20 protein-coding genes and 1 tRNA gene are annotated in these 17,612 nt (G+C 54.3%); 12 read left to right on the top strand and 9 right to left on the bottom strand.

Translation table 11 applies throughout. From position 1 onward, the window contains the following. Positions 1-71: 71 nt before the first annotated feature. Together A6F49_RS12805 and A6F49_RS12800 are read right to left on the bottom strand one after the other, a co-directional pair. The gene (locus tag A6F49_RS12805; RefSeq protein WP_052505009.1) at positions 72-743 is read right to left on the bottom strand and encodes a response regulator transcription factor; all 672 of its coding nucleotides are present in this window, start codon (positions 741-743) and stop codon (positions 72-74) included. Between the two features lie 30 nt (positions 744-773). Beyond that, the gene (locus tag A6F49_RS12800) at positions 774-2,006 is read right to left on the bottom strand and encodes a sensor histidine kinase (protein WP_082911780.1); all 1,233 of its coding nucleotides are present in this window, start codon (positions 2,004-2,006) and stop codon (positions 774-776) included. Between the two features lie 166 nt (positions 2,007-2,172). Between A6F49_RS12800 and A6F49_RS12795 the strand changes: the two genes are divergently transcribed. Next, positions 2,173-3,018: an ABC-2 family transporter permease gene (locus A6F49_RS12795; protein ID WP_043058762.1), complete on the top strand. Its 846-nt coding sequence runs from the start codon at positions 2,173-2,175 to the stop codon at positions 3,016-3,018. Positions 3,019-3,150: 132 nt separating this feature from the next. Here A6F49_RS12795 and rplA read toward each other — a convergent pair whose 3' ends face one another. The 5 genes from rplA to A6F49_RS12770 form a co-directional block, all read right to left on the bottom strand. After that, positions 3,151-3,858, bottom strand: a complete 708-nt coding sequence (rplA, locus tag A6F49_RS12790; RefSeq protein ID WP_043058763.1) for a 50S ribosomal protein L1 — start codon at positions 3,856-3,858, stop codon at positions 3,151-3,153. Positions 3,859-3,936: 78 nt separating this feature from the next. Beyond that, positions 3,937-4,368 (bottom strand): 50S ribosomal protein L11, encoded by a 432-nt coding sequence (gene rplK, locus A6F49_RS12785; protein WP_043058764.1) that lies wholly within the window; start codon positions 4,366-4,368, stop codon positions 3,937-3,939. Positions 4,369-4,503: 135 nt separating this feature from the next. Continuing rightward, complete coding sequence (gene nusG / locus A6F49_RS12780; RefSeq protein ID WP_043058765.1) at positions 4,504-5,424, bottom strand: transcription termination/antitermination protein NusG; 921 nt, start codon at positions 5,422-5,424, stop codon at positions 4,504-4,506. A gap of 87 nt (positions 5,425-5,511) precedes the next feature. Next, the gene (secE, locus tag A6F49_RS12775; RefSeq protein WP_235605008.1) at positions 5,512-5,697 is read right to left on the bottom strand and encodes a preprotein translocase subunit SecE; all 186 of its coding nucleotides are present in this window, start codon (positions 5,695-5,697) and stop codon (positions 5,512-5,514) included. A 116-nt stretch (positions 5,698-5,813) separates the two neighbouring features. After that, positions 5,814-5,886 (bottom strand) — tRNA-Trp (locus A6F49_RS12770). A 223-nt stretch (positions 5,887-6,109) separates the two neighbouring features. On the opposite strand from A6F49_RS12770, the gene A6F49_RS12765 reads away from it, so the two are divergent. The 10 genes from A6F49_RS12765 to A6F49_RS12720 all read left to right on the top strand — a co-directional run bounded on the left by A6F49_RS12765 (position 6,110) and on the right by A6F49_RS12720 (position 14,183). Then, the gene (locus A6F49_RS12765) at positions 6,110-7,315 is read left to right on the top strand and encodes a pyridoxal phosphate-dependent aminotransferase (protein WP_043058767.1); all 1,206 of its coding nucleotides are present in this window, start codon (positions 6,110-6,112) and stop codon (positions 7,313-7,315) included. Between the two features lie 65 nt (positions 7,316-7,380). Beyond that, positions 7,381-7,788 (top strand): TOBE domain-containing protein, encoded by a 408-nt coding sequence (locus A6F49_RS12760; protein WP_043058768.1) that lies wholly within the window; start codon positions 7,381-7,383, stop codon positions 7,786-7,788. Continuing rightward, positions 7,785-8,579: a molybdate ABC transporter substrate-binding protein gene (modA, locus tag A6F49_RS12755; RefSeq protein ID WP_043058769.1), complete on the top strand. Its 795-nt coding sequence runs from the start codon at positions 7,785-7,787 to the stop codon at positions 8,577-8,579. The genes A6F49_RS12760 and modA overlap by 4 nt, the downstream gene beginning before the upstream one ends. An 18-nt stretch (positions 8,580-8,597) precedes the next feature. Then, on the top strand, positions 8,598-9,425 hold the full coding sequence (locus A6F49_RS12750) for an ABC transporter permease (RefSeq protein ID WP_082911779.1): 828 nt from the start codon (positions 8,598-8,600) through the stop codon (positions 9,423-9,425). 18 nt (positions 9,426-9,443) lie between these two features. Continuing rightward, positions 9,444-10,109 (top strand): ABC transporter ATP-binding protein, encoded by a 666-nt coding sequence (locus A6F49_RS12745; RefSeq protein WP_043058949.1) that lies wholly within the window; start codon positions 9,444-9,446, stop codon positions 10,107-10,109. Between the two features lie 126 nt (positions 10,110-10,235). Beyond that, positions 10,236-10,670 (top strand): aspartate 1-decarboxylase, encoded by a 435-nt coding sequence (gene panD, locus A6F49_RS12740; RefSeq protein WP_043058770.1) that lies wholly within the window; start codon positions 10,236-10,238, stop codon positions 10,668-10,670. A gap of 329 nt (positions 10,671-10,999) precedes the next feature. Further along, a complete protein-coding gene (locus tag A6F49_RS12735; RefSeq protein WP_043058771.1) occupies positions 11,000-11,887 on the top strand; it encodes a transporter substrate-binding domain-containing protein in 888 nt (295 codons plus the stop codon). Positions 11,888-11,942: 55 nt separating this feature from the next. After that, complete coding sequence (locus A6F49_RS12730) at positions 11,943-12,695, top strand: amino acid ABC transporter permease (protein WP_082911778.1); 753 nt, start codon at positions 11,943-11,945, stop codon at positions 12,693-12,695. Continuing rightward, a complete protein-coding gene (locus A6F49_RS12725; protein ID WP_082911777.1) occupies positions 12,692-13,399 on the top strand; it encodes an amino acid ABC transporter permease in 708 nt (235 codons plus the stop codon). The genes A6F49_RS12730 and A6F49_RS12725 overlap by 4 nt, the downstream gene beginning before the upstream one ends. After that, entirely contained in the window at positions 13,389-14,183 is a 795-nt protein-coding gene (locus A6F49_RS12720; RefSeq protein WP_043058772.1) for an amino acid ABC transporter ATP-binding protein, read from the top strand. The genes A6F49_RS12725 and A6F49_RS12720 overlap by 11 nt, the downstream gene beginning before the upstream one ends. A 31-nt stretch (positions 14,184-14,214) precedes the next feature. Here the strand turns inward: A6F49_RS12720 and A6F49_RS12715 are convergent, their stop codons facing one another. Continuing rightward, entirely contained in the window at positions 14,215-15,384 is a 1,170-nt protein-coding gene (locus A6F49_RS12715; protein ID WP_043058773.1) for a YkvI family membrane protein, read from the bottom strand. A gap of 273 nt (positions 15,385-15,657) precedes the next feature. Here A6F49_RS12715 and A6F49_RS12710 point away from each other — a divergent pair, with 273 nt between their 5' ends. Next, positions 15,658-16,419 (top strand): hypothetical protein, encoded by a 762-nt coding sequence (locus A6F49_RS12710; protein WP_043058774.1) that lies wholly within the window; start codon positions 15,658-15,660, stop codon positions 16,417-16,419. Here the strand turns inward: A6F49_RS12710 and ygfZ are convergent. Continuing rightward, positions 16,416-17,612 carry a CAF17-like 4Fe-4S cluster assembly/insertion protein YgfZ gene (gene ygfZ, locus A6F49_RS12705; RefSeq protein ID WP_052505040.1) on the bottom strand — a complete coding sequence of 399 codons (1,197 nt, stop codon included), beginning with the start codon at positions 17,610-17,612 and terminating at the stop codon, positions 16,416-16,418. The two genes, A6F49_RS12710 and ygfZ, sit on opposite strands and share 4 nt — an antisense overlap.

Below are 17,612 nucleotides of genomic sequence, written 5' to 3'. Positions count from 1 at the left end.
CATTTCGAATTGGCAAATCGGCCAGATCCCGTCAAGTGGTGAAGCGATAACAAAACCCTTTGGGGCAAGACTTATTGCATCTCGTCCATGTCTAAACGAGCCTGTCCCACCAAGAATGCTATCTGGGCACCATTATCAGCCCCGGTCTTCTGCATCGCATTGGTAACAGTGGATTTCACTGTGTCTGGTGCGATGTTCAGTTCGGCGGCGATTTGTTTATAGACCTTGCCATGCCCAATCAGGTGGGCTACTTGGAGTTCTCGTTCTGATAAGAAGGCGATGCGTTCGCGCGCTCGGACAATTTCTGGTGCCGTCGTCGGCTTGAGGAAGCTTCGGATCAGTCGGGCAGTGGTTTGTGGAGAGACAATGGGGTCCCCCTCGGCTGCCGAATGAATTGCGGGGATCAACAGCGTTTCTGCGTCGTTTTTCAAGATGAAGCCGACTGCGCCAGCTTCGAGCGCGCCACGAGTATAAGACTCTAGGTCAAAACTCGTAGCTGCGATGATCTTGGGCGGATTGAATGAGTTCTGGATCCGCCGGATAGCCTCTACGCCGTCAAACTCGCCGGGGAGATATAAATCCATAAGGACGATGTCAGGTCGTAGAGCGCGAACCTGTTGGATTGCATCAATGGCATTGGTGGCTGTCCCGGCGACGTTTAGCGTGGGGTCGGCATTGATGATCGCTTCCAGATTCCGGAGCGTCATCGTTTCATCATCTACGATCAACACCTGAATTGCCACACACAAGAGCTTAGCACCGTAGGTGGGAGGTTACTGGGCAGTTGGCTCCTGTAGCCACGGAAGTCTCACGCTGAGGCGGAAATGTTCTGGGAGAAATTCTGTGTCAGCATTTCCGCCAAGGAGCTCGGCACGTTCAGTAATACCGAGCACCCCCGTACCGCTACCGGCGTCGAATTGGGCTTGCGTTTCGCGACGGTTCATAAATTCCATGAGCAGCCCCTCCCCTGGTTGCCCTTCGAAACGCAACTGGACTGTCTGATCTGGACTGTGCCGCATCACATTTGTCAGAGCTTCTTGGGTAATTCGCACGACTGCACGCTGCAGTTCATCGGGTGCTGTGTCATAGCCGTTGAGCACAATGAGCGGATATAGGACAAGCCCTTGGTCGGAGGCATCATCGAAAAGTCTTTTGAGGTCTTGGAAGCCATCGGGCGCTACAGATGGCACGGCAGTTTCTTCCTCTCCGTGTTCGCGCAACGTACTCACAAGGTTCCGCAAATCTCTTAACGCTTGGTCTGAATATTGCTTCGTTGCTTGCAGGGCGGTCGAGAGTTCAGCATCAGGATATTGAGCCAGCTGTTTTTGCATTTGACCGGTCTGTAACGATAATGCCGTGAGCCGTTGGGCTAGTGTGTCATGGACTTCCCGCGCCAAGTGCTCACGTTCTGTCTGTCGCGTCATCTGGGTAGAGATATTGTCTCGATCGTGCTCCGCGGCTTCGACCGTGGCATCAGCTTGTTCAATGCGACGGCGTTGTCGCGTCAATATGGAGGTTGCCAGCACAACCGCCACCGCAAGAAAGCCAACGGTTAATACGGCAACAATGAAAGCCTGAACCGCGAGACCATCGGGCATCCTGAGCAGTGCAAGAATGTGCCATCCAATGTTGATGACGATCCCGAGCAGGCCTACTCCGGCTACGATCCAGTGCCACCGATGTTCGGCGCGCACCATCCACACGGTGAGTCCAACGGCCAAGACGAAAGGATCGCCTTGAATGATCACGGCATAGAAACCGCCCGCAATCATCAAAACCAGAGGGATTTTCCGGTACCACGGAATCAAGAGCAACAACAGGATAGCGAATAAGAAACGAACCGCACCCAGATCAGAAATCTCCATCTGAGCGACGTCGACGAAGTTTTCCGGGGTAGTAAAAATCGCCAGCATGCTCACCAAGAACCCGGTCAGCATCATGCCGGAGATGGCCACAACCTGGGCCAGTATTGGCCACCAGCGGTTCTTTCTCGTCATAGTCGTCATGATAAGTCAGTTTAGCCGCCGTGTCCGGGCAATCATTCACACTTTCGGTCAATAGGGCATACCCGATCGGGTATCAGGATGTACCCGCTAAGCGGTACGAACACCTTGGCATTGTTCATAGCGTTAGCGATGTCCATATTTCCCCGCACCAATTCGAAAGGTCGCTATGACAACCAATACCGATATACGTCCGGCCCAACCACACCAGCAGCCGCCCAAGGCGCGCAATACGGTGGGAATTATTGCTCTGGTAGCTGCGATAGTTGGAGCAATATTTGCGGTGATTCCAGGAGCAATGATTCTTGGCTGGATCCTGCTGCCCATTGCATTTATCTTGTCTATCGTTTCGCTTTTTATGAAGAACCAAAAACGTGGACAGGGCATCGCAGCGCTGATTATCTCAATCGTTGGCACCATTGTCGGCATGATCGTCTTTATCGGCGTGGTTGGATCTGCATTCGATGAGGCGTTCAATGAAGAAACACAGATTCAGTCCCCCACCGATGGAGGCGAGATGCAAGAACTTGAAGACGTCGTGGCAGAGCAAGAACCCGCAGATTCTGCAGACACCAATGAGGCTGAGGAGGGATCACGTGCGAATCCATTAGCCATAGGATCGACGATTAGTAATTCCGAGTGGGATGTGACTATCAATAGTGTTGATTTGAACGCCACGGATGCCATTGCGGCTGAGAATCCGTTTAATGAAGCTCCAGCTGATGGCAATCTCTACATCATGGTGGAGGTCAGCGCGACCTATACCGGAACGAACCCCGAAGGCGATACCCCGTGGGTCAGCGTGGAATACGTCTCAGCGGGCGGCAACTCGTTTGCTAGCCATGATTCCATGGTGGTCACTCCAAATAGCTTCGATTCGCTCGAAACTTTGTATGAAGGTGCTTCTGCCACCGGCAACATCGCCATCGAAGTACCAGAAGATGAGATCGCAGACGGCACACTGAAAGTTTCACCGGGTCTCTTTGGCGATTCTGTGTTCTTTGCAGTCCAGTAATACCCAACAGATGTAGACGGCGGAGTCCCAGGACCTGATGGTTCTGGGACTCCGCCGTCAACGACAAAACAGGCCAGAAAATAATTCCTGGCCTGTTTTGCTACGTACTACCCAAGCAAGTTGGGTGTCGTCTTAGTTTTCTTCAGCGAGTACGCGGGTGACGTTTGGATCGATCTGAACTCCGGGACCGAAGGTGGTGGCTACAGTCGACTTGCTGATGTAGCGGCCTTTGGCAGCGGATGGTTTCAGACGGATGATTTCGTCCAGTGCGGTTGCGAAGTTCTCGGTGAGCTGTTCAGCGGTGAAGCTGGTGTTACCGATAATGAAGTGCAGGTTCGCGTGACGGTCGACGCGGAAGTCGATTTTACCGCCCTTGATGTCTTTGACTGCCTGCGCGACGTTCGGGGTCACCGTACCGGTACGTGGGTTTGGCATGAGGTTACGTGGGCCCAGGATTTTACCGAGGCGACCAACGAGGCCCATCATGTCAGGGGATGCAACTGCTGCATCGAAATCAGTCCAGCCGCCCTGGATGCGTTCTACTAGGTCATCGGAACCAACGTAGTCTGCGCCAGCTTCTTCAGCTGCGGTAGCGTTTGCGCCGGTTGCAAAGACGACCACGCGAGCGGTTTTACCGGTACCGTGTGGCAGGTTTGCGGTACCACGGACCATCTGGTCGGCTTTACGTGGGTCTACCGACAGGCGCATAGCGACTTCGACGGTGCTATCGCGCTGGGACGGGTTGGTTTCTTTTACTAAAGCGATTGCTTCAGCTGGCGCGTACAGGCGATCTTCGATTTTCGCTGCGGCTGCTCTATATGCTTTGCTGCGCTTTGCCATCTGCTTGTTCTCCTTATGCAGTTGTGGTGTCAACGGACCGCGCTCGGCCCTACCACGAATTTCGAGAAATGTTTGAGGTTAGCCTTCGACGGTGATACCCATGGAGCGGGCAGTTCCGGCGATGATTTTGGTTGCCGCTTCAATGTCGTTGGCGTTGAGGTCACGCATTTTGGTTTCAGCGATTTCTGCTGCCTGAGCCGTGGTGATCTTGCCAACTTTGGCGGTGTGAGGAGTACCTGAACCCTTTGCGACACCAGCAGCCTTTTTGATCAGCTGGGATGCAGGAGGGGTTTTGGTAATGAAAGTGAACGAACGGTCTTCGTACACAGTAATTTCTACTGGAACGATGTTGCCGCGCATGGATTCGGTCTCAGCGTTGTAGGCCTTGACGAACTCCATCATGTTGACACCGTGTTGACCAAGTGCTGGGCCAACTGGTGGAGCAGGTGATGCTGCACCTGCTTCGATCTGGAGTTTAATCAGACCGGCGACCTTTTTCTTCGGGGCCATTTTTGGGTCCTTTTCTACTTCGGATAACGTCATCCACAGGAGCGTGGGCGACGGGGTGATCACCGTGGCGCGGTGATCTGGACACCACAAGCCCGAACAAAGCGTTTCGGGCTTGAAGTGAAGTCTGGTATCTAGTTATTCAGCCTTGGAGACTTCGTGGAAGCCAAGGGTCACAGGGGTTTCGCGTTCGAAGATTGTCACGAGGACGACCAGCTGGCGAGATTCAAGCTTGACTTCAGAAATGGTTGCCGGCAGAGATTCGAATGGGCCTTCCTTGACGGTGACCGAGTCGCCGACTTCGAAGTCCACAGAAACCTGTGGCGCCACTTCTTCGGCCGCTTCGCCGGTAAGTGGTGCGCCAGCTTTTTCAGCTTCTTTGGCTGCCTCTTGCAGCAGCGACGGTGCCAGCATGTCAAAGACTTCCTGCTGTGACAGCGGGATTGGATCATATGCGTTGCCAACAAATCCAGTCACACCTGGAGTGTGGCGCACAGCGGCCCAAGCATCTTCCGTCATTTCCATGCGCACGAGCACGTAACCTGGCACCCGTACGCGGTTGATAACCTTACGCACGGTGTTTTTGATCTCGACGACTTCTTCCATCGGAACTTCGATTTCGTAAATGTCGTCTTCAACTTCAAGAGTTTGGATACGTGTTTCCAGGTTGGCCTTTACACGGCGCTCATAACCAGAATAGGTGTGGACGACGTACCATTCACCCGGGGCACGACGCAGGCGAGCACGCAACTCATCGGCGACTTGCTCTGAATCTTTGACCGCAGGTTCTTGTGGCGTATCGACGTCAGCGGTAACTTCTTCAATGAGTTCTTCTTCAGCGATGTCTTCTGCAACGTCAGCTGGGGCGCGAACCGCTATCTCATCAGGGTCGCCGTCTTCATCAAAAGCTGGTTCTTCAACGGTGTTTTCTACATCGGCCGCTGCTTCAGCTGGTTCTTGTAGCTCGTCTGCGACGTCGTCGTTGACATCTTCTACCAGGTCGTTGATCTCTTCAACGTCGCTGGAATCGATGTTTGGATCGAGTTCGTTCTCCGACACTAGGTATCCTGCTTTCTCAACGGTCAATCACGGGTGTTTACTGACATCTTCACAACGGGAAGCGCCCCGCGATATATGTGAAGTTTTTTAGAGGCCGTCAGAACTACCGAATACCCAGGATGCACCCATACCGAACAGCCAGTCGAGCAGGCTCACCAGTCCAATCACAATGACAACGAAGACCAGGACCACGCCGGTCATTTTGACGAGTTCTTGGCGGGTCGGGGTGACCACCTTGCGCATCTCGTCGATGACTTGGCGCAGGAACATCATGATCCGAGCAAAGAACCCGCGCTTTTCAGCGGATCGGGATGACGATGTCTTGCTCACTAATCCTCGCTCACAATGATTGTGCTGATAGGTTCTTCGATTCCTTCGAACCTCATGCGCAGGGCAGACAGGACTCGAACCTGCAACCTACGGTTTTGGAGACCGTTGCGCTACCAATTGCGCCACTGCCCTAGGGTTGACCGCACACAAAAGCTGGTGTGCGACCTACACCAGAGTCCAATCATAGCCAATGCAATCCAAGACGACAAATCGGGGGGCATCTTTATGTTTTACAGCCGGCTGAGGACATCAACAAATCCCGTGATCAAGCCAATAGTGCAGTACGATTACCCCATCGATTACTTCTTCTGCTCGCGTTTGACGTGAGTAACTCGTCGAAAGGCCTAGACCACCTATGGTTGAACCAGCACGCCGTGTTTCTGTCCGCCTGCAAGCCATTCCTGAATCTGCAACGCTTGCGATCACTGCCAAAGCCAAACAGCTCAAAGCAGCTGGCGAGCCGGTCATTGGTTTCGGCGCCGGAGAGCCCGACTTCCCCACCCCGGATTACATTGTTGAAGCCGCCAAGGAAGCCGTCGTTGATCCCGCCAACCACCGCTACACCCCTGCAGCAGGCCTCCCCGATTTGCGGCAGGCCATTGTCGATAAGACACTGCGTGACTCCGGCATTGAAGTCGATGCGTCCCAAGTGATTGTCACCAACGGTGGCAAACAGGCTGTGTACAACGCGTTTGCTGCAATTGTTGATCCAACCGACGAAATTCTCTTGCCTGCACCGTATTGGACCACTTACCCTGAAGCGATCAAGTTGGCCGGCGGTACCCCGGTTGATGTCTTTGCTGGCGCCGAAGCGGACTACAAGGTCACCGTTGACCAACTTGAAGCAGCTCGCACCGAGAACACCAAAGCACTGGTCTTCGTATCGCCGTCAAACCCAACCGGCTCCGTATACACCCCAGAAGAAACCAAGGCCATCGGCCAGTGGGCTCTAGATAACGGGATCTGGGTTATCACCGATGAAATCTACGAGCACCTGGTTTATGACGAAGCGGTATTCACCCCCATCCTGAAGGCGGTACCTGGGCTGGCGAACCAGACGATCATCCTAAACGGCGTGGCAAAAACCTATGCCATGACCGGCTGGCGCGTTGGCTGGATGATTGGTCCGGCTGATGTTGTCAAAGCTGCCTCAACTTTGCAGTCACACTTGACGTCCAACGTCAATAACATCGCCCAGAAGGCGGCTCTGGCTGCGGTATCCGGCCCACTGGACGCCGTCAAAGAGATGCTGAAAGCTTTTGACGAACGCCGCAAGACTATGGTCAAAATGCTCAATGAGATCGAGGGCTTCAACTGCCCAACACCCAAGGGTGCTTTCTACGCCTACGTTGACGTAACGCAGGCGCTCGGCAAAGAAATTGCCGGCCAATACGTCGAAACCTCTGCAGAACTTGGCGAGGTCATTTTAGAGAAAGCCCAGGTCGCCGTTGTCCCCGGTGAAGCATTCGGCAAGACCGGCTACATCCGCCTCTCCTACGCCCTGGGCCTAGACGATCTGGTCGAAGGCGTTTCCCGCATTCAGACACTGATCAACGCGTAACTTTTTCCGCATCTGCGGATCAGAACACTTACTTCTTTCGCAAATACGCCATAGACTCTTGGTCTATGGCGTATTTGCGTATATCAGAAGCTGCTGGATATTTGGGCGTCTCAGATGACTCCGTCCGCCGCTGGATCACGAATGGAAAACTCTCCGCAACGACCGATGAGACCGGTCGACAAGTGGTCTCCGGGGCTGAGGTCGCGGCTCTGGCCCAAGCTGCAGCAGATGGGCGATCACATGTGCCAGGAGAGCTGACCTCCTCGGCACGGAATAAGCTCAATGGACTCGTGACCAAGATTGTCTCCGACAAGGTCATGTCCCAAGTCGAGCTGCAATGTGGTCCGTTTCGGGTCGTTTCGCTGATTTCCACCGAAGCAGTTCAAGAACTCGACATTGAAGTCGGTTCGCCTGCAATCGCAACTGTCAAAGCAACCAATGTCGTTATCGAAACCACAGGACTGTCATCATGAAACGCACTCTCACCACGCTAGCTGCGGCCATCGCCTTGACTCTGACCGGCTGTAGTTCTGGGGCTTCTGAAGCTGATGTTCAGGAATCGGAAAGCGCACCAGCTTCCGAAGCAGAAGTTACCCTGAATGTCTTAGCCGCAGCTTCATTACAAAAATCGTTCGAGGAGATCTCAGAGGAATTCACCGCCGAACACCCCAATGTCTCCATTGATTTCAACTTCGCAGGTTCCTCCACACTGGTCCAAAACCTCGAAGCAGGATCACCTGCAGATGTATTCGCTTCAGCTGATGAAGCCAATATGGACACAGCAGAAGAAGCAGACCTCATTGAGGTCGACTCACGTGATCTCTTTGCTTCCAATAAGTTAGTGGGCATCGTCCCGGCGGATAACCCAGCAAATGTTTCTACTTTAGAAGAAGCCAATGCTCAGGGCGTGAACCTGGTCATTTGCGCACCGCAAGTTCCTTGCGGTGCCCTCTCCCAGACACTAGCTGAAGCCGCCGGAATTACGTTGAATCCCGTCTCGGAAGAGCAGCAAGTCTCTGACGTGTTGGGCAAGGTGCGTTCCGGACAGGCTGATGCTGGTCTGGTCTATGCAACCGACGCCGCGCTGGCTCCCGATGAGGTCGATACGTTTGATGTTGAAGGAGCTGACAAAGAATTGAACTACTACCCGATCGTGCGCACGTCGAACTCGGAACATCCTGAAGCTGCCGATGCATTCATTGAGTTCGTTCACTCTGGTGCTGGCCAATCCATCCTCGAAGCCAATGGCTTCTCCGCACCGTAAAGTCACGCGTCATCACATATGACTACTACTAGGCCAGCAGACAGCGTTCGGACTCGTCCGACCCTGTCTGCTGGCATACCTGCTTTAACAATTGCCGTCGCGCTACTAGCGGGGGCATTCTTTGTCATCCCCTTTATCGCGCTACTAACAGGGATCACCTGGTCAGATCTTCCAGAACTACTCACCAGTCAATCCGCACTGGATGCCTTGTGGTTATCTCTTCGCACTGCAACGACTGCCACCCTTATATGTGTCTTCTTGGGCGTTCCCCTGGCACTGGTGTTAGCTCGAACTCATTTTCCTGGTCGTACGCTCATGCGATCAGTGGTGCACGTACCACTGGTGATCCCACCGGTTGTGGCCGGCATTGTCCTCACCGAAGCCTTTGGGCGCCGTGGACTCATAGGTGAGCACCTGTCAGCACTCGGCATAGACATTGCCTTCACTACTACCGCCGTCGTGCTAGCCCAGACATTTGTCTCATTACCATTTATGGTGACCACTCTGGAATCCCACCTGGCCTCGTCAGGCGAGCACTATGAACGTGTCGCACAGTCACTTGGCTCGTCAAAATGGCGAACCTTTTGGACCATCACCATCCCGTTGCTCCGTCCGGGCCTGATTTCAGGGGCGGTGCTGACCTTTGCGCGAGCACTAGGTGAATTCGGCGCCACCATTACCTTTGCCGGTTCGTTGCAAGGCACCACCCGGACCATGCCGTTGGAGATTTATCTGGCCCGCGAAACTGATCCTGATTCCGCTGTAGCACTGTCGCTGGTCCTCATTTGTGTTGCGGTTGTGGTCATCGCAGTCGCATACTTCAGACCAAAAGCCCAGAACCGGTAGGTTGATCCCAGCATGCTCATGAATCACACAAACCATACCGGCCTGGCAGTAGAACTCACCGTGGCACAACGCAACGTCGAGCTGGCCTTTGAGGTTTCCCCCGGTGATGTCATGGCGTTGGTTGGCCCCAATGGTTCTGGAAAGACCACGACGCTTATGGCACTTTCCGGGTGGTTGATGCCGGACGTCGGTACAGCACGCCTTGATGGTACGGTACTGTTCGATTGCCCAAATCCAGCACAAAGGCCCAAGGTGTGGACTCCTGCAGTACGCCGTGGCATCGGGTATCTTTCGCAGGATCATCATTTGTTCCCGCATTTATCGGCCCTGGACAACATCATGTACGGCATGGATCGGGCCGGTATCACCGGTCGCAAAGCTCGTAAAAGTAAAGCCGAAGAATGGTTGGAACGCGTTGGTCTGTCCGGGTACGGCAAGCGCAAACCGCATCAATTATCGGGCGGACAGGCTCAGCGCGTGGCCATAGCCCGAGTGCTGGCCTCGAATCCACAACTCGTCCTCCTCGATGAACCACTGGCCGCACTTGATGCACACGCCGCGCCTGCCATCCGCCAGCTTTTAGCTGACGTTCTAGAAGGCGTCACCACCGTCATGGTGACGCATCATCAAGCAGATATTGATGCACTGGCCGACGACGTCTATCGCATCACATCACAGACCTAACCGTCTACGCTATGTTTCCCCGTGGGAATAAAGGTGACGGATTCGACATTAATACATAGCGAGTACACTTAGACTTTGGCTACCGTGCCAGCAACCTATTTTCAAAAACGCTGAGAGGCAGAACCTATGTTGCGTACCATGTTCCACGCCAAGATCCATCGGGCTACCGTTACTGAAGCCAACCTGCACTACGTAGGCTCCGTAACCGTGGACCAGGATCTGCTCGATGCTGCGGACATTCTGCCCGGCGAGATGGTGTCGATCGTGGATATCACCAACGGTGCTCGGCTTGAGACCTATACCATCGCCGGTGAACGCGGTTCCGGCGTCATCGGCATTAATGGTGCCGCCGCGCATCTAATCAACCCGGGCGACCTAGTCATTCTCATTGCTTATGCACAGATGGAAGACGCCGAGGCGCGCACCTATGATCCCAACGTTGTGCACGTTGATGAGCACAACCGCATCATCGATCTGGGCACTGATCCGGCCGAGGCCATGACCGCCCACAGCCAGCGGCCACCACACGCACGCACGTTGCAGGACGCTCGGACAAACTAAGTAATTCATATGTGAATACGACCCACGTGGCTGTGCAGCTTTGCAGTGTCGGCGAACTGAGCTGAACGCTCTCGGGTGCATCCGGCGCACCTATATAACCTTTTACCCAGGTCAGACCGCCAACATCTCTAATCCATAAAGTTTCAAAAAAGTTGTAATCTTTAGCTCTTGAGCTGTTGAGCCCCTCGAACCAGGCCCGTAAGGTAGTCCACATCCTGAACGACCAGTGATTGTCGTCACTACACGAACGACGCGCACCTTGAGTCTGGCCGCCTGGTGCATCCGCCGACGGCCCCAGATCCGGTGCAACCTGAGGGTGGTTATCTTTTATGGTTCGCAACATCTCAAAAACAACAAAAGCTGCGGCACTTTCAGCCGCGGCACTTCTGGCACTGACCGCATGCAGCGGTGACAGCGGGGAGGATACCGCTTCGGGCGATGTCATCACCGTCGGTATTGCCGGCGAAGTCCCCTACTCATATCTCGACGAAAACGGCGATCCAGCCGGAGCCACCGTAGCGTTAGCTGAGCGAATCTTTGGCGAGATGGGCTACGAGGTTCAGGCGGAGCTAGTTGATTGGGACAACTTGATTCCTGGTCTCAATGCCGAACGCTTTGACGCCATTTCGGCAGGTATGTCCATCACCCCGGAGCGTTGTGAAGAGGCCGCCTTTGCTGAGCCCGAGATCATGTATACAACCGCATTGGTCGTCGAAGAGGGCAACCCCTATGGCGTTGAAAATCTCGATGATGTCCTGGAAGCCCAAGAAAATGGCGAGGATATTACACTGACGACCCTCACCGCGGGCATTGAAGCCGGTTACGCCACCGATCTGGGATTAGATTACGAGGGAGTGGGCAGCGCTGATGAAGGCCTGGAAATGGTCCAAGGTGGGCGCGCTGATGTATTTGCCATGACTGCGATTTCACTGAATCAAATGGTCGAAGATGCAGATGGTGTCGAGGTCACCGACCCCTTCGTCCAAGAAATTGATGGAGTGTTGCAATATGGTGCGGGGTCAACCGTGTTCCGGCAGAACGACACAGAGACGCTATCCGAATATAACGAGCATCTGGCCGAGCTGAAATCTAGCGGTGAGTTAGGCGAAATTCTTGCAGAACACGGGTTCACAGACGCAGAGGTTCCGCCTGAAGATTTGACTGCCGAAGCCCTGTGCGCAGGAGATCTGGAAGCACTGCAAAATATCGAGGAATAATTCCTTATCCCCCCACACACCTGTTAAGGAAACTCGAAGGGACTGAGGCGTTCTCGTGGATTACTTAGATGCCCTCATCATGCACGGCCCTCGATTATGGGATGGGCTGCTACTTACGATCCAGCTCACGGTTATTAGCGGCCTGCTGGCATTTATTGTGGCAATCATATTAGGACTCATGGCCGGCAGCACCAACCTACTATTGCGTATTCCCGCGCGGATTATCATCGAGTTCTTCCGGGGCACATCATTGCTAGTACAACTGATGTGGTTATTCTATGTTTTGCCGCTGTTCGGACCCAGTCTCGAAGCCATGCTCGTGGCTGTTTTTGGACTGACTCTGAATTACGGCGCATACGGGGCAGAAGCTGTCCGGGCCTCTTTGACATCCGTACCTGAGGGGCAATGGGAAGCAACTGTTGCTTTATCCATGTCGTGGCCGCACAAGATGCGTCGAATCATCTTTCCGCAAGCCTGGGCTCTCATGTTGCCGTCGCTGACAAACCTATGGGTGCATCTACTCAAAGGCAGTTCAATTGTCTATATCATCGGCATGAGCGAATTTACCTTTGAGCTATTGCAACTACGTCGTACCACGGACTGGTTTTTCTCACTGGCCGTTGTCGGGTTGGTGGTCTACTTCCTCATAGCCCTGGTATTGACCCAGCTGATGCGTCTGTTAGAAGCACGTGCCAAGTTTAAGCTCGGCAGAGGACCAAGCCTTCGAGAGATTCTGTCGCCAGTCCCCACGGCTAAGAAGTCGCCCGATGATCAGCCCACACCGGTACTCCCCGGAGGTGCCCGATGATACGGCTCGATAAACTATTAACCACCGTGGAAGCGCCAGATATTGATGACACCACGAGTTTCTGGCGGTGGGATTTTGCCTGGGAAGTCCTTCCCGAAATGTTGCGTTCCTTTTTTCAAGTCACACTACTGGTAACCGTGGTAGCAACACTGATCGCTGCTGCTTTGGGCCTGGTCATTGCCATTCTCATCCGCGTGTTACCCAAACCACTTTCCTGGCTGGTCACCTGGATTGCAAACTTTATTCGCATGACACCCATCGTTGTCCAGCTACTTGTGGTCTTCTATGGATTTGTGTGGATGGAGCCCATGACCATCGCCCTGTTGGTCTATGGGGTGCATTATTCAACCTACATGTCGGAGGTATATCGGGCGGGCATCGATTCGGTACCCACCGGTCAATGGGAGGCGACCACCGCGCTGTCGTTGCCGGTTGGACGAACGTGGCGGCGAATCATCATCCCCCAAGCGTTGCGTTCTACCATCCCCTCGCTGGGGAATTACGCCATCTCGATGTTTAAAGACACCCCGTTCCTCATTGCGATCTCCGTTATGGAAATGGTGACCACCGCCTTGGAGATTGGTGGATTCACTTATCGGTATATCGAAACCATCACCATTGCAGGGGTTATCTTCCTGGTTGCCAGCTACGGCACCGCAGTCCTCGTTAACCGTTTGGAGAAACGTCTTGCCTATGCACACTGATGCTCAACCCACCGCCCCGGTCATCGAATTTCGAGACGTTGAAAAACAGTTCGATGACAAGACCGTATTGAAGGATCTCAGTTTCACAGTAGAGCGTGGCGAACGTGTCACGCTCATTGGTCCATCAGGGTCTGGCAAGACTACTATCTTGCGATTAGTCATGACACTGGCGGAGCTGACCGGTGGTTATATTTTTATCGGCGGTGAACCGTTAGTTTACGAGCAGCGCAACGGAAAACGCGTTCCAGTGTCAAAACGTCAACAAAAGCAGCTGACCACTCGAATCGGCATGGTTTTTCAGCAATTCAATCTGTTTCCCAACATGACGGTGCTAGAAAATATCATCGAAGCACCAATTCATGTCTTGGGAATAGCCAAACGCGATGCCATTGAGCGTGCACACCAGCTCCTGGAACAGGTCGGTCTGCCAGACAAAGCCGACTCCCACCCGACGGCACTATCTGGTGGCCAGCAGCAACGTGTAGCAATCGCCCGCGCGTTGGCCATGGACCCAGAAATCCTCTTACTGGATGAGGTGACCTCTGCTCTGGACCCTGAAGTTGTCGTCGATGTTCTGCAAGTTTTGCGCGATGTGGCCGCCACGACAGATGTCACCATGCTGATCGTGACTCACGAGATGAGCTTTGCCCGCGACGTTTCCCATCGAGTGATGATGTTGGATGGCGGCAAGATCATCGAAAGTGCCGATCCCGAGACAATCTTCACCAACCCGTCGCATGAGCGGACTCAACAGTTTCTCTCAGCAGTGTTGCGGGATGCCTAGCATCTGCACCCCGCAACACTTTGTCTGTCGGCTAGCGTTGTATCGGGTTCAGATCTGCAGGAGTTTCGTCTGCGATCGTGCGGCGGCGTGCGACCCATTTCCAGATCGTCGCGACAACCATGATCGCAAGCAGGATGGCGCCCACATAACCGTTGAGCACATAAACGATGTTGACCATCTCATCAAATGGCAGCCACAATCCGATGACCGTGCCCAGCAACGCAAGGAAAATCGTGAGGTATTTGTACTTCATGGTCCCGTCAGGGAAGAAGCGTGACGACACGGTCCACAGCAGTGGAATGGCCGTGGTGTAAATCCCAGCAAGAATCATCAAAGAAATCAAAGACGCGACAAATGGTGCGATGTCATTTGCTAGCACCAGCATCGGGATCTGCATTCCGGCAACACGTTCAATATTTGCCAACAGACCCAGGCCAACAATGATGCACGACAGGGAAAAGACGACACCGCCAGTCAATCCACCAGCGCGCGCTTCGCGCTGGGTTGGCACGGTTTTACCCAGCGCAGTCAGAAATGCCGCCAACCACAGCATGCAGAACCCAACGTAGCTCAGGCCCGCGGTGATCCAGTGATTTGAGGCCTGTTGGATTTCAAGATCTGTCACCAGGTCGTTACCGGCCAGGATCCCGGTCTCTGCATTGATGATGCCCACAATGCCCAAGCCAATAGCGATGATGACAATCAGCGGGCCAATCTTTCCGATCACATCAACCAGGGAGTTCAGGCCAAATAATACCGTCAGTGCCACCAGAACAGTCAGTCCAAAGCCACCGACCCAGGTTGGTAGATTGTAGTGCTCATCGAAGACGGCGCCGGCGCCGGCCACCATCACGGTGAAGGACAGGAATACAAACAGGATGGAGAAATAGTCAAAGAACTTCCCGACGTACTTGCCAGCATAATACTCAAAAATTTGTGACGGCTTGTTGAATTGCTCGCGTTGACCAACCGTCAGAAACTGGATGGAAACAAAGCTGATGAGTGCCAGCACGAGGAGCCCAGTGCCGAACACGCCCCAGAAGCCATATGAGGCAAAATACTGCATGATTTCTTGACCAGTTGCGAATCCTGAACCAATAAGGAATGCCATGATGGCACCCGCATAGGTCAACACACGCATGGTGCTTGATCGTTCCGTGGAAAACAGGTGTGTTTTCTTTCGTCGCGTGATGGTGTTCATGAGAAAGTATGTGCTCCGTGTCGTCAATTTCTGATATATCAAGGACGCTTTATGAGATATATCACTAAGCAAGAACACTAAACCACGCCGGTGTGACGGTCAACACTTTTCACGATTGTTTCATCTGATGGACGTTCGGTGCGCGTACGCGGCCGGTGGAATCCGGAAGCGACCAGCAACGCTGTGATGCGAAACAACATCCCGTTATGCTGGGGTGATGACGCTCGCAGACAATGCGAGGAACTACGTTGCCATTTCTCCTGGAGGCACCCCTTGTCGAATCACTACCTCAATTCGCCTGGGTTATCGAATGCTAATCAAAATCTTGTCTTAGCGGCCTGGGCACGCTCGCTGGACATTGAGGCCCATGCCCTGCATCGTGCCAATGATGACGCTTCGGCAATCCAACGGTTCGAAATCGCTGCAGAACACGACCTGACAGACTGGGATCCAAACACCGCCACGTTTATCCAGCTGTTCAATATTTCGCTGCTGTACGCTCCCACCTGGTTCCTTGATGCGGCCCGCAATATTGATGACGACGTACTCGCCCTAGAGTCCACCATGCTGCAGCTAGGCTACGAAGCTGGCGCACGCTCGCTAGGTGAAGAGGTGCTCTACTACGCCGAAGACATCCCGTACTACGAGGATGCTCAGCTCAATGTCACCTCACATAGCAAGGACATTCGACGCCTAGAAGCGGCCTGTCCACCAGACGATATCGTGGCAAAGCCATTGGATGCGCTGGATCACTATTTTACGATCTCTGCGTTTGGAGAGCACTCCGAACCGATTGCTGGTGCTGGCTATGACGTGTTTTCCGATACGGTGGGCCAATTAGCCGTGCTGGTCGCGGCAGCCCAACGCACAAAAGGCTACGGGACGTTTATGCTGGCCCGAGTCGCCGAAGAGTGCATGTTTGATGGCCTCATCCCCCAGTGGGTCACTCCCGTAGGTGATGAGATTGGAGAAAAGATGGCCAACGACGTCGGATTCATCCTCTCGGGATACCGAACCAGCGTAACGTTTGCTTAGCGACGTCGGAGGTCTTTGAGTCCTTGAACGCGCCCGACGACTTTGCCCGCTGCCGGTGAGGTGAGGATCTCCTGGGAGGCTGCCGTGAAGTTTGGTGCGGCATCTTCGGCGCCTTCGGGCGGGGTTTCGCGGATAATCAGTTGCGCTTCAGGATCGGTATTGCGACGGATGATCGCGGTGCCGACCGCGCCCATTTCGTGATGCATGGCCACGGATTTCAGGGTCCCGATGGAGCGGGCAGCGGCCATGGCTTCGGGGTCTTCGGTTTCGGGGCGCAGGATAATATCGGCGCCGGCTTCGGGTAGGCCGTGGACGGACCCGTCGATCAGCAGCCCAACGAGGCGCCGGGGTGGATGACCCAGGTTGTGAACGCGTGCCACGGTTTCTTGGCCCTTATAGCATCCCTTCTCGAGGTGGACTGCGGTGCGCAGCCAGTCGAGTTCGTGTGGGATGGAACGATCATCGGTATCGACGAGTTGTCGTGGACGTCCCGCTGCGATGCGTAAAGCTTCGGAGGCCATCGTGCCGGCAATCCGGAAACCCTCTGGCAGGTTGGTGACAGTTTCCACCAGGGCACTGGCTTCAATAATGTAGAGCCGCCAGGCGTAGTCTTCGTGTACGGCGGGGTGATCAGCCGGATCAGGGGTGTAAGCGTAACCACCGGGAACAATGCCGGGCCAAGGGTCGATCCACACGGGGCCTTGCAGGCCGGGGATCTCATCGGTTGCGCCAAGTAGTGCCAGTTCTCCGGTGCGATCGGCGATCTCAACGCGGGCGGCAAACTGCATGCGGGTCAGCCAGTCGACCAGGGTAGCGTTCATGGTCGGTTCGGTAATCAGGTACGTGGTTTCGCCGTCGTCATGGACTTTGACGGCGATCTCAATGCGGCCGCGCAGATCCAAGAACAGGGCTTCGGTGTCGATCGGGGCGACCATGCCCTGGAAGTTTTGAGTGGTCAGCGTGTGCAGCAAGTTCAGGCGGTCGGACCCGGTGATGGTAACAATGCCGTAGTGCGAGAGGTCAACGACGGCCTGGCCATTGGCCAGCGCGCGCTGTTCCTGGCTCGGTTGGCCGTAGTGGCCGGCGACCCAGGCGTCTATCGAATCGGCTGCGACCGCGCCGTGAATGGCATGTTCACCGGCCAGCAGCGGTGAGGTTGTCGGGGTGTATTCGATATGAGTGACGTCAAGCAT

It is taken from the genome of Enteractinococcus helveticum, from assembly GCF_001657475.1.
In the GTDB taxonomy this organism is placed as follows: domain Bacteria; phylum Actinomycetota; class Actinomycetes; order Actinomycetales; family Micrococcaceae; genus Yaniella; species Yaniella helvetica.
The sequence above is the reverse complement of the archived record's forward strand: the minus strand, read 5'-3'. Positions and strand labels throughout refer to the sequence as shown.

Excerpts from the sequence above, each read along its gene's own strand:
- secE (WP_235605008.1), bottom strand. The coding sequence starts at position 5,697 with ATGATGTTCCTGCGCCAAGTCATCGACGAGATGCGCAAGGTGGTCACC.
- A6F49_RS12765 (WP_043058767.1), top strand. The coding sequence starts at position 6,110 with ATGGTTGAACCAGCACGCCGTGTTTCTGTCCGCCTGCAAGCCATTCCT.
- A6F49_RS12750 (WP_082911779.1), top strand. The coding sequence starts at position 8,598 with ATGACTACTACTAGGCCAGCAGACAGCGTTCGGACTCGTCCGACCCTG.
- ygfZ (WP_052505040.1), bottom strand. The coding sequence starts at position 17,612 with ATGCTTGACGTCACTCATATCGAATACACCCCGACAACCTCACCGCTG.
- modA (WP_043058769.1), top strand. The coding sequence starts at position 7,785 with ATGAAACGCACTCTCACCACGCTAGCTGCGGCCATCGCCTTGACTCTG.
- A6F49_RS12745 (WP_043058949.1), top strand. The coding sequence starts at position 9,444 with ATGAATCACACAAACCATACCGGCCTGGCAGTAGAACTCACCGTGGCA.
- A6F49_RS12760 (WP_043058768.1), top strand. The coding sequence starts at position 7,381 with ATGGCGTATTTGCGTATATCAGAAGCTGCTGGATATTTGGGCGTCTCA.
- A6F49_RS12720 (WP_043058772.1), top strand. The coding sequence starts at position 13,389 with ATGCACACTGATGCTCAACCCACCGCCCCGGTCATCGAATTTCGAGAC.
- A6F49_RS12795 (WP_043058762.1), top strand. The coding sequence starts at position 2,173 with ATGACAACCAATACCGATATACGTCCGGCCCAACCACACCAGCAGCCG.
- A6F49_RS12715 (WP_043058773.1), bottom strand. The coding sequence starts at position 15,384 with ATGAACACCATCACGCGACGAAAGAAAACACACCTGTTTTCCACGGAA.
- panD (WP_043058770.1), top strand. The coding sequence starts at position 10,236 with ATGTTGCGTACCATGTTCCACGCCAAGATCCATCGGGCTACCGTTACT.
- A6F49_RS12735 (WP_043058771.1), top strand. The coding sequence starts at position 11,000 with ATGGTTCGCAACATCTCAAAAACAACAAAAGCTGCGGCACTTTCAGCC.
- A6F49_RS12800 (WP_082911780.1), bottom strand. The coding sequence starts at position 2,006 with ATGACGACTATGACGAGAAAGAACCGCTGGTGGCCAATACTGGCCCAG.
- rplA (WP_043058763.1), bottom strand. The coding sequence starts at position 3,858 with ATGGCAAAGCGCAGCAAAGCATATAGAGCAGCCGCAGCGAAAATCGAA.
- rplK (WP_043058764.1), bottom strand. The coding sequence starts at position 4,368 with ATGGCCCCGAAGAAAAAGGTCGCCGGTCTGATTAAACTCCAGATCGAA.
- A6F49_RS12725 (WP_082911777.1), top strand. The coding sequence starts at position 12,692 with ATGATACGGCTCGATAAACTATTAACCACCGTGGAAGCGCCAGATATT.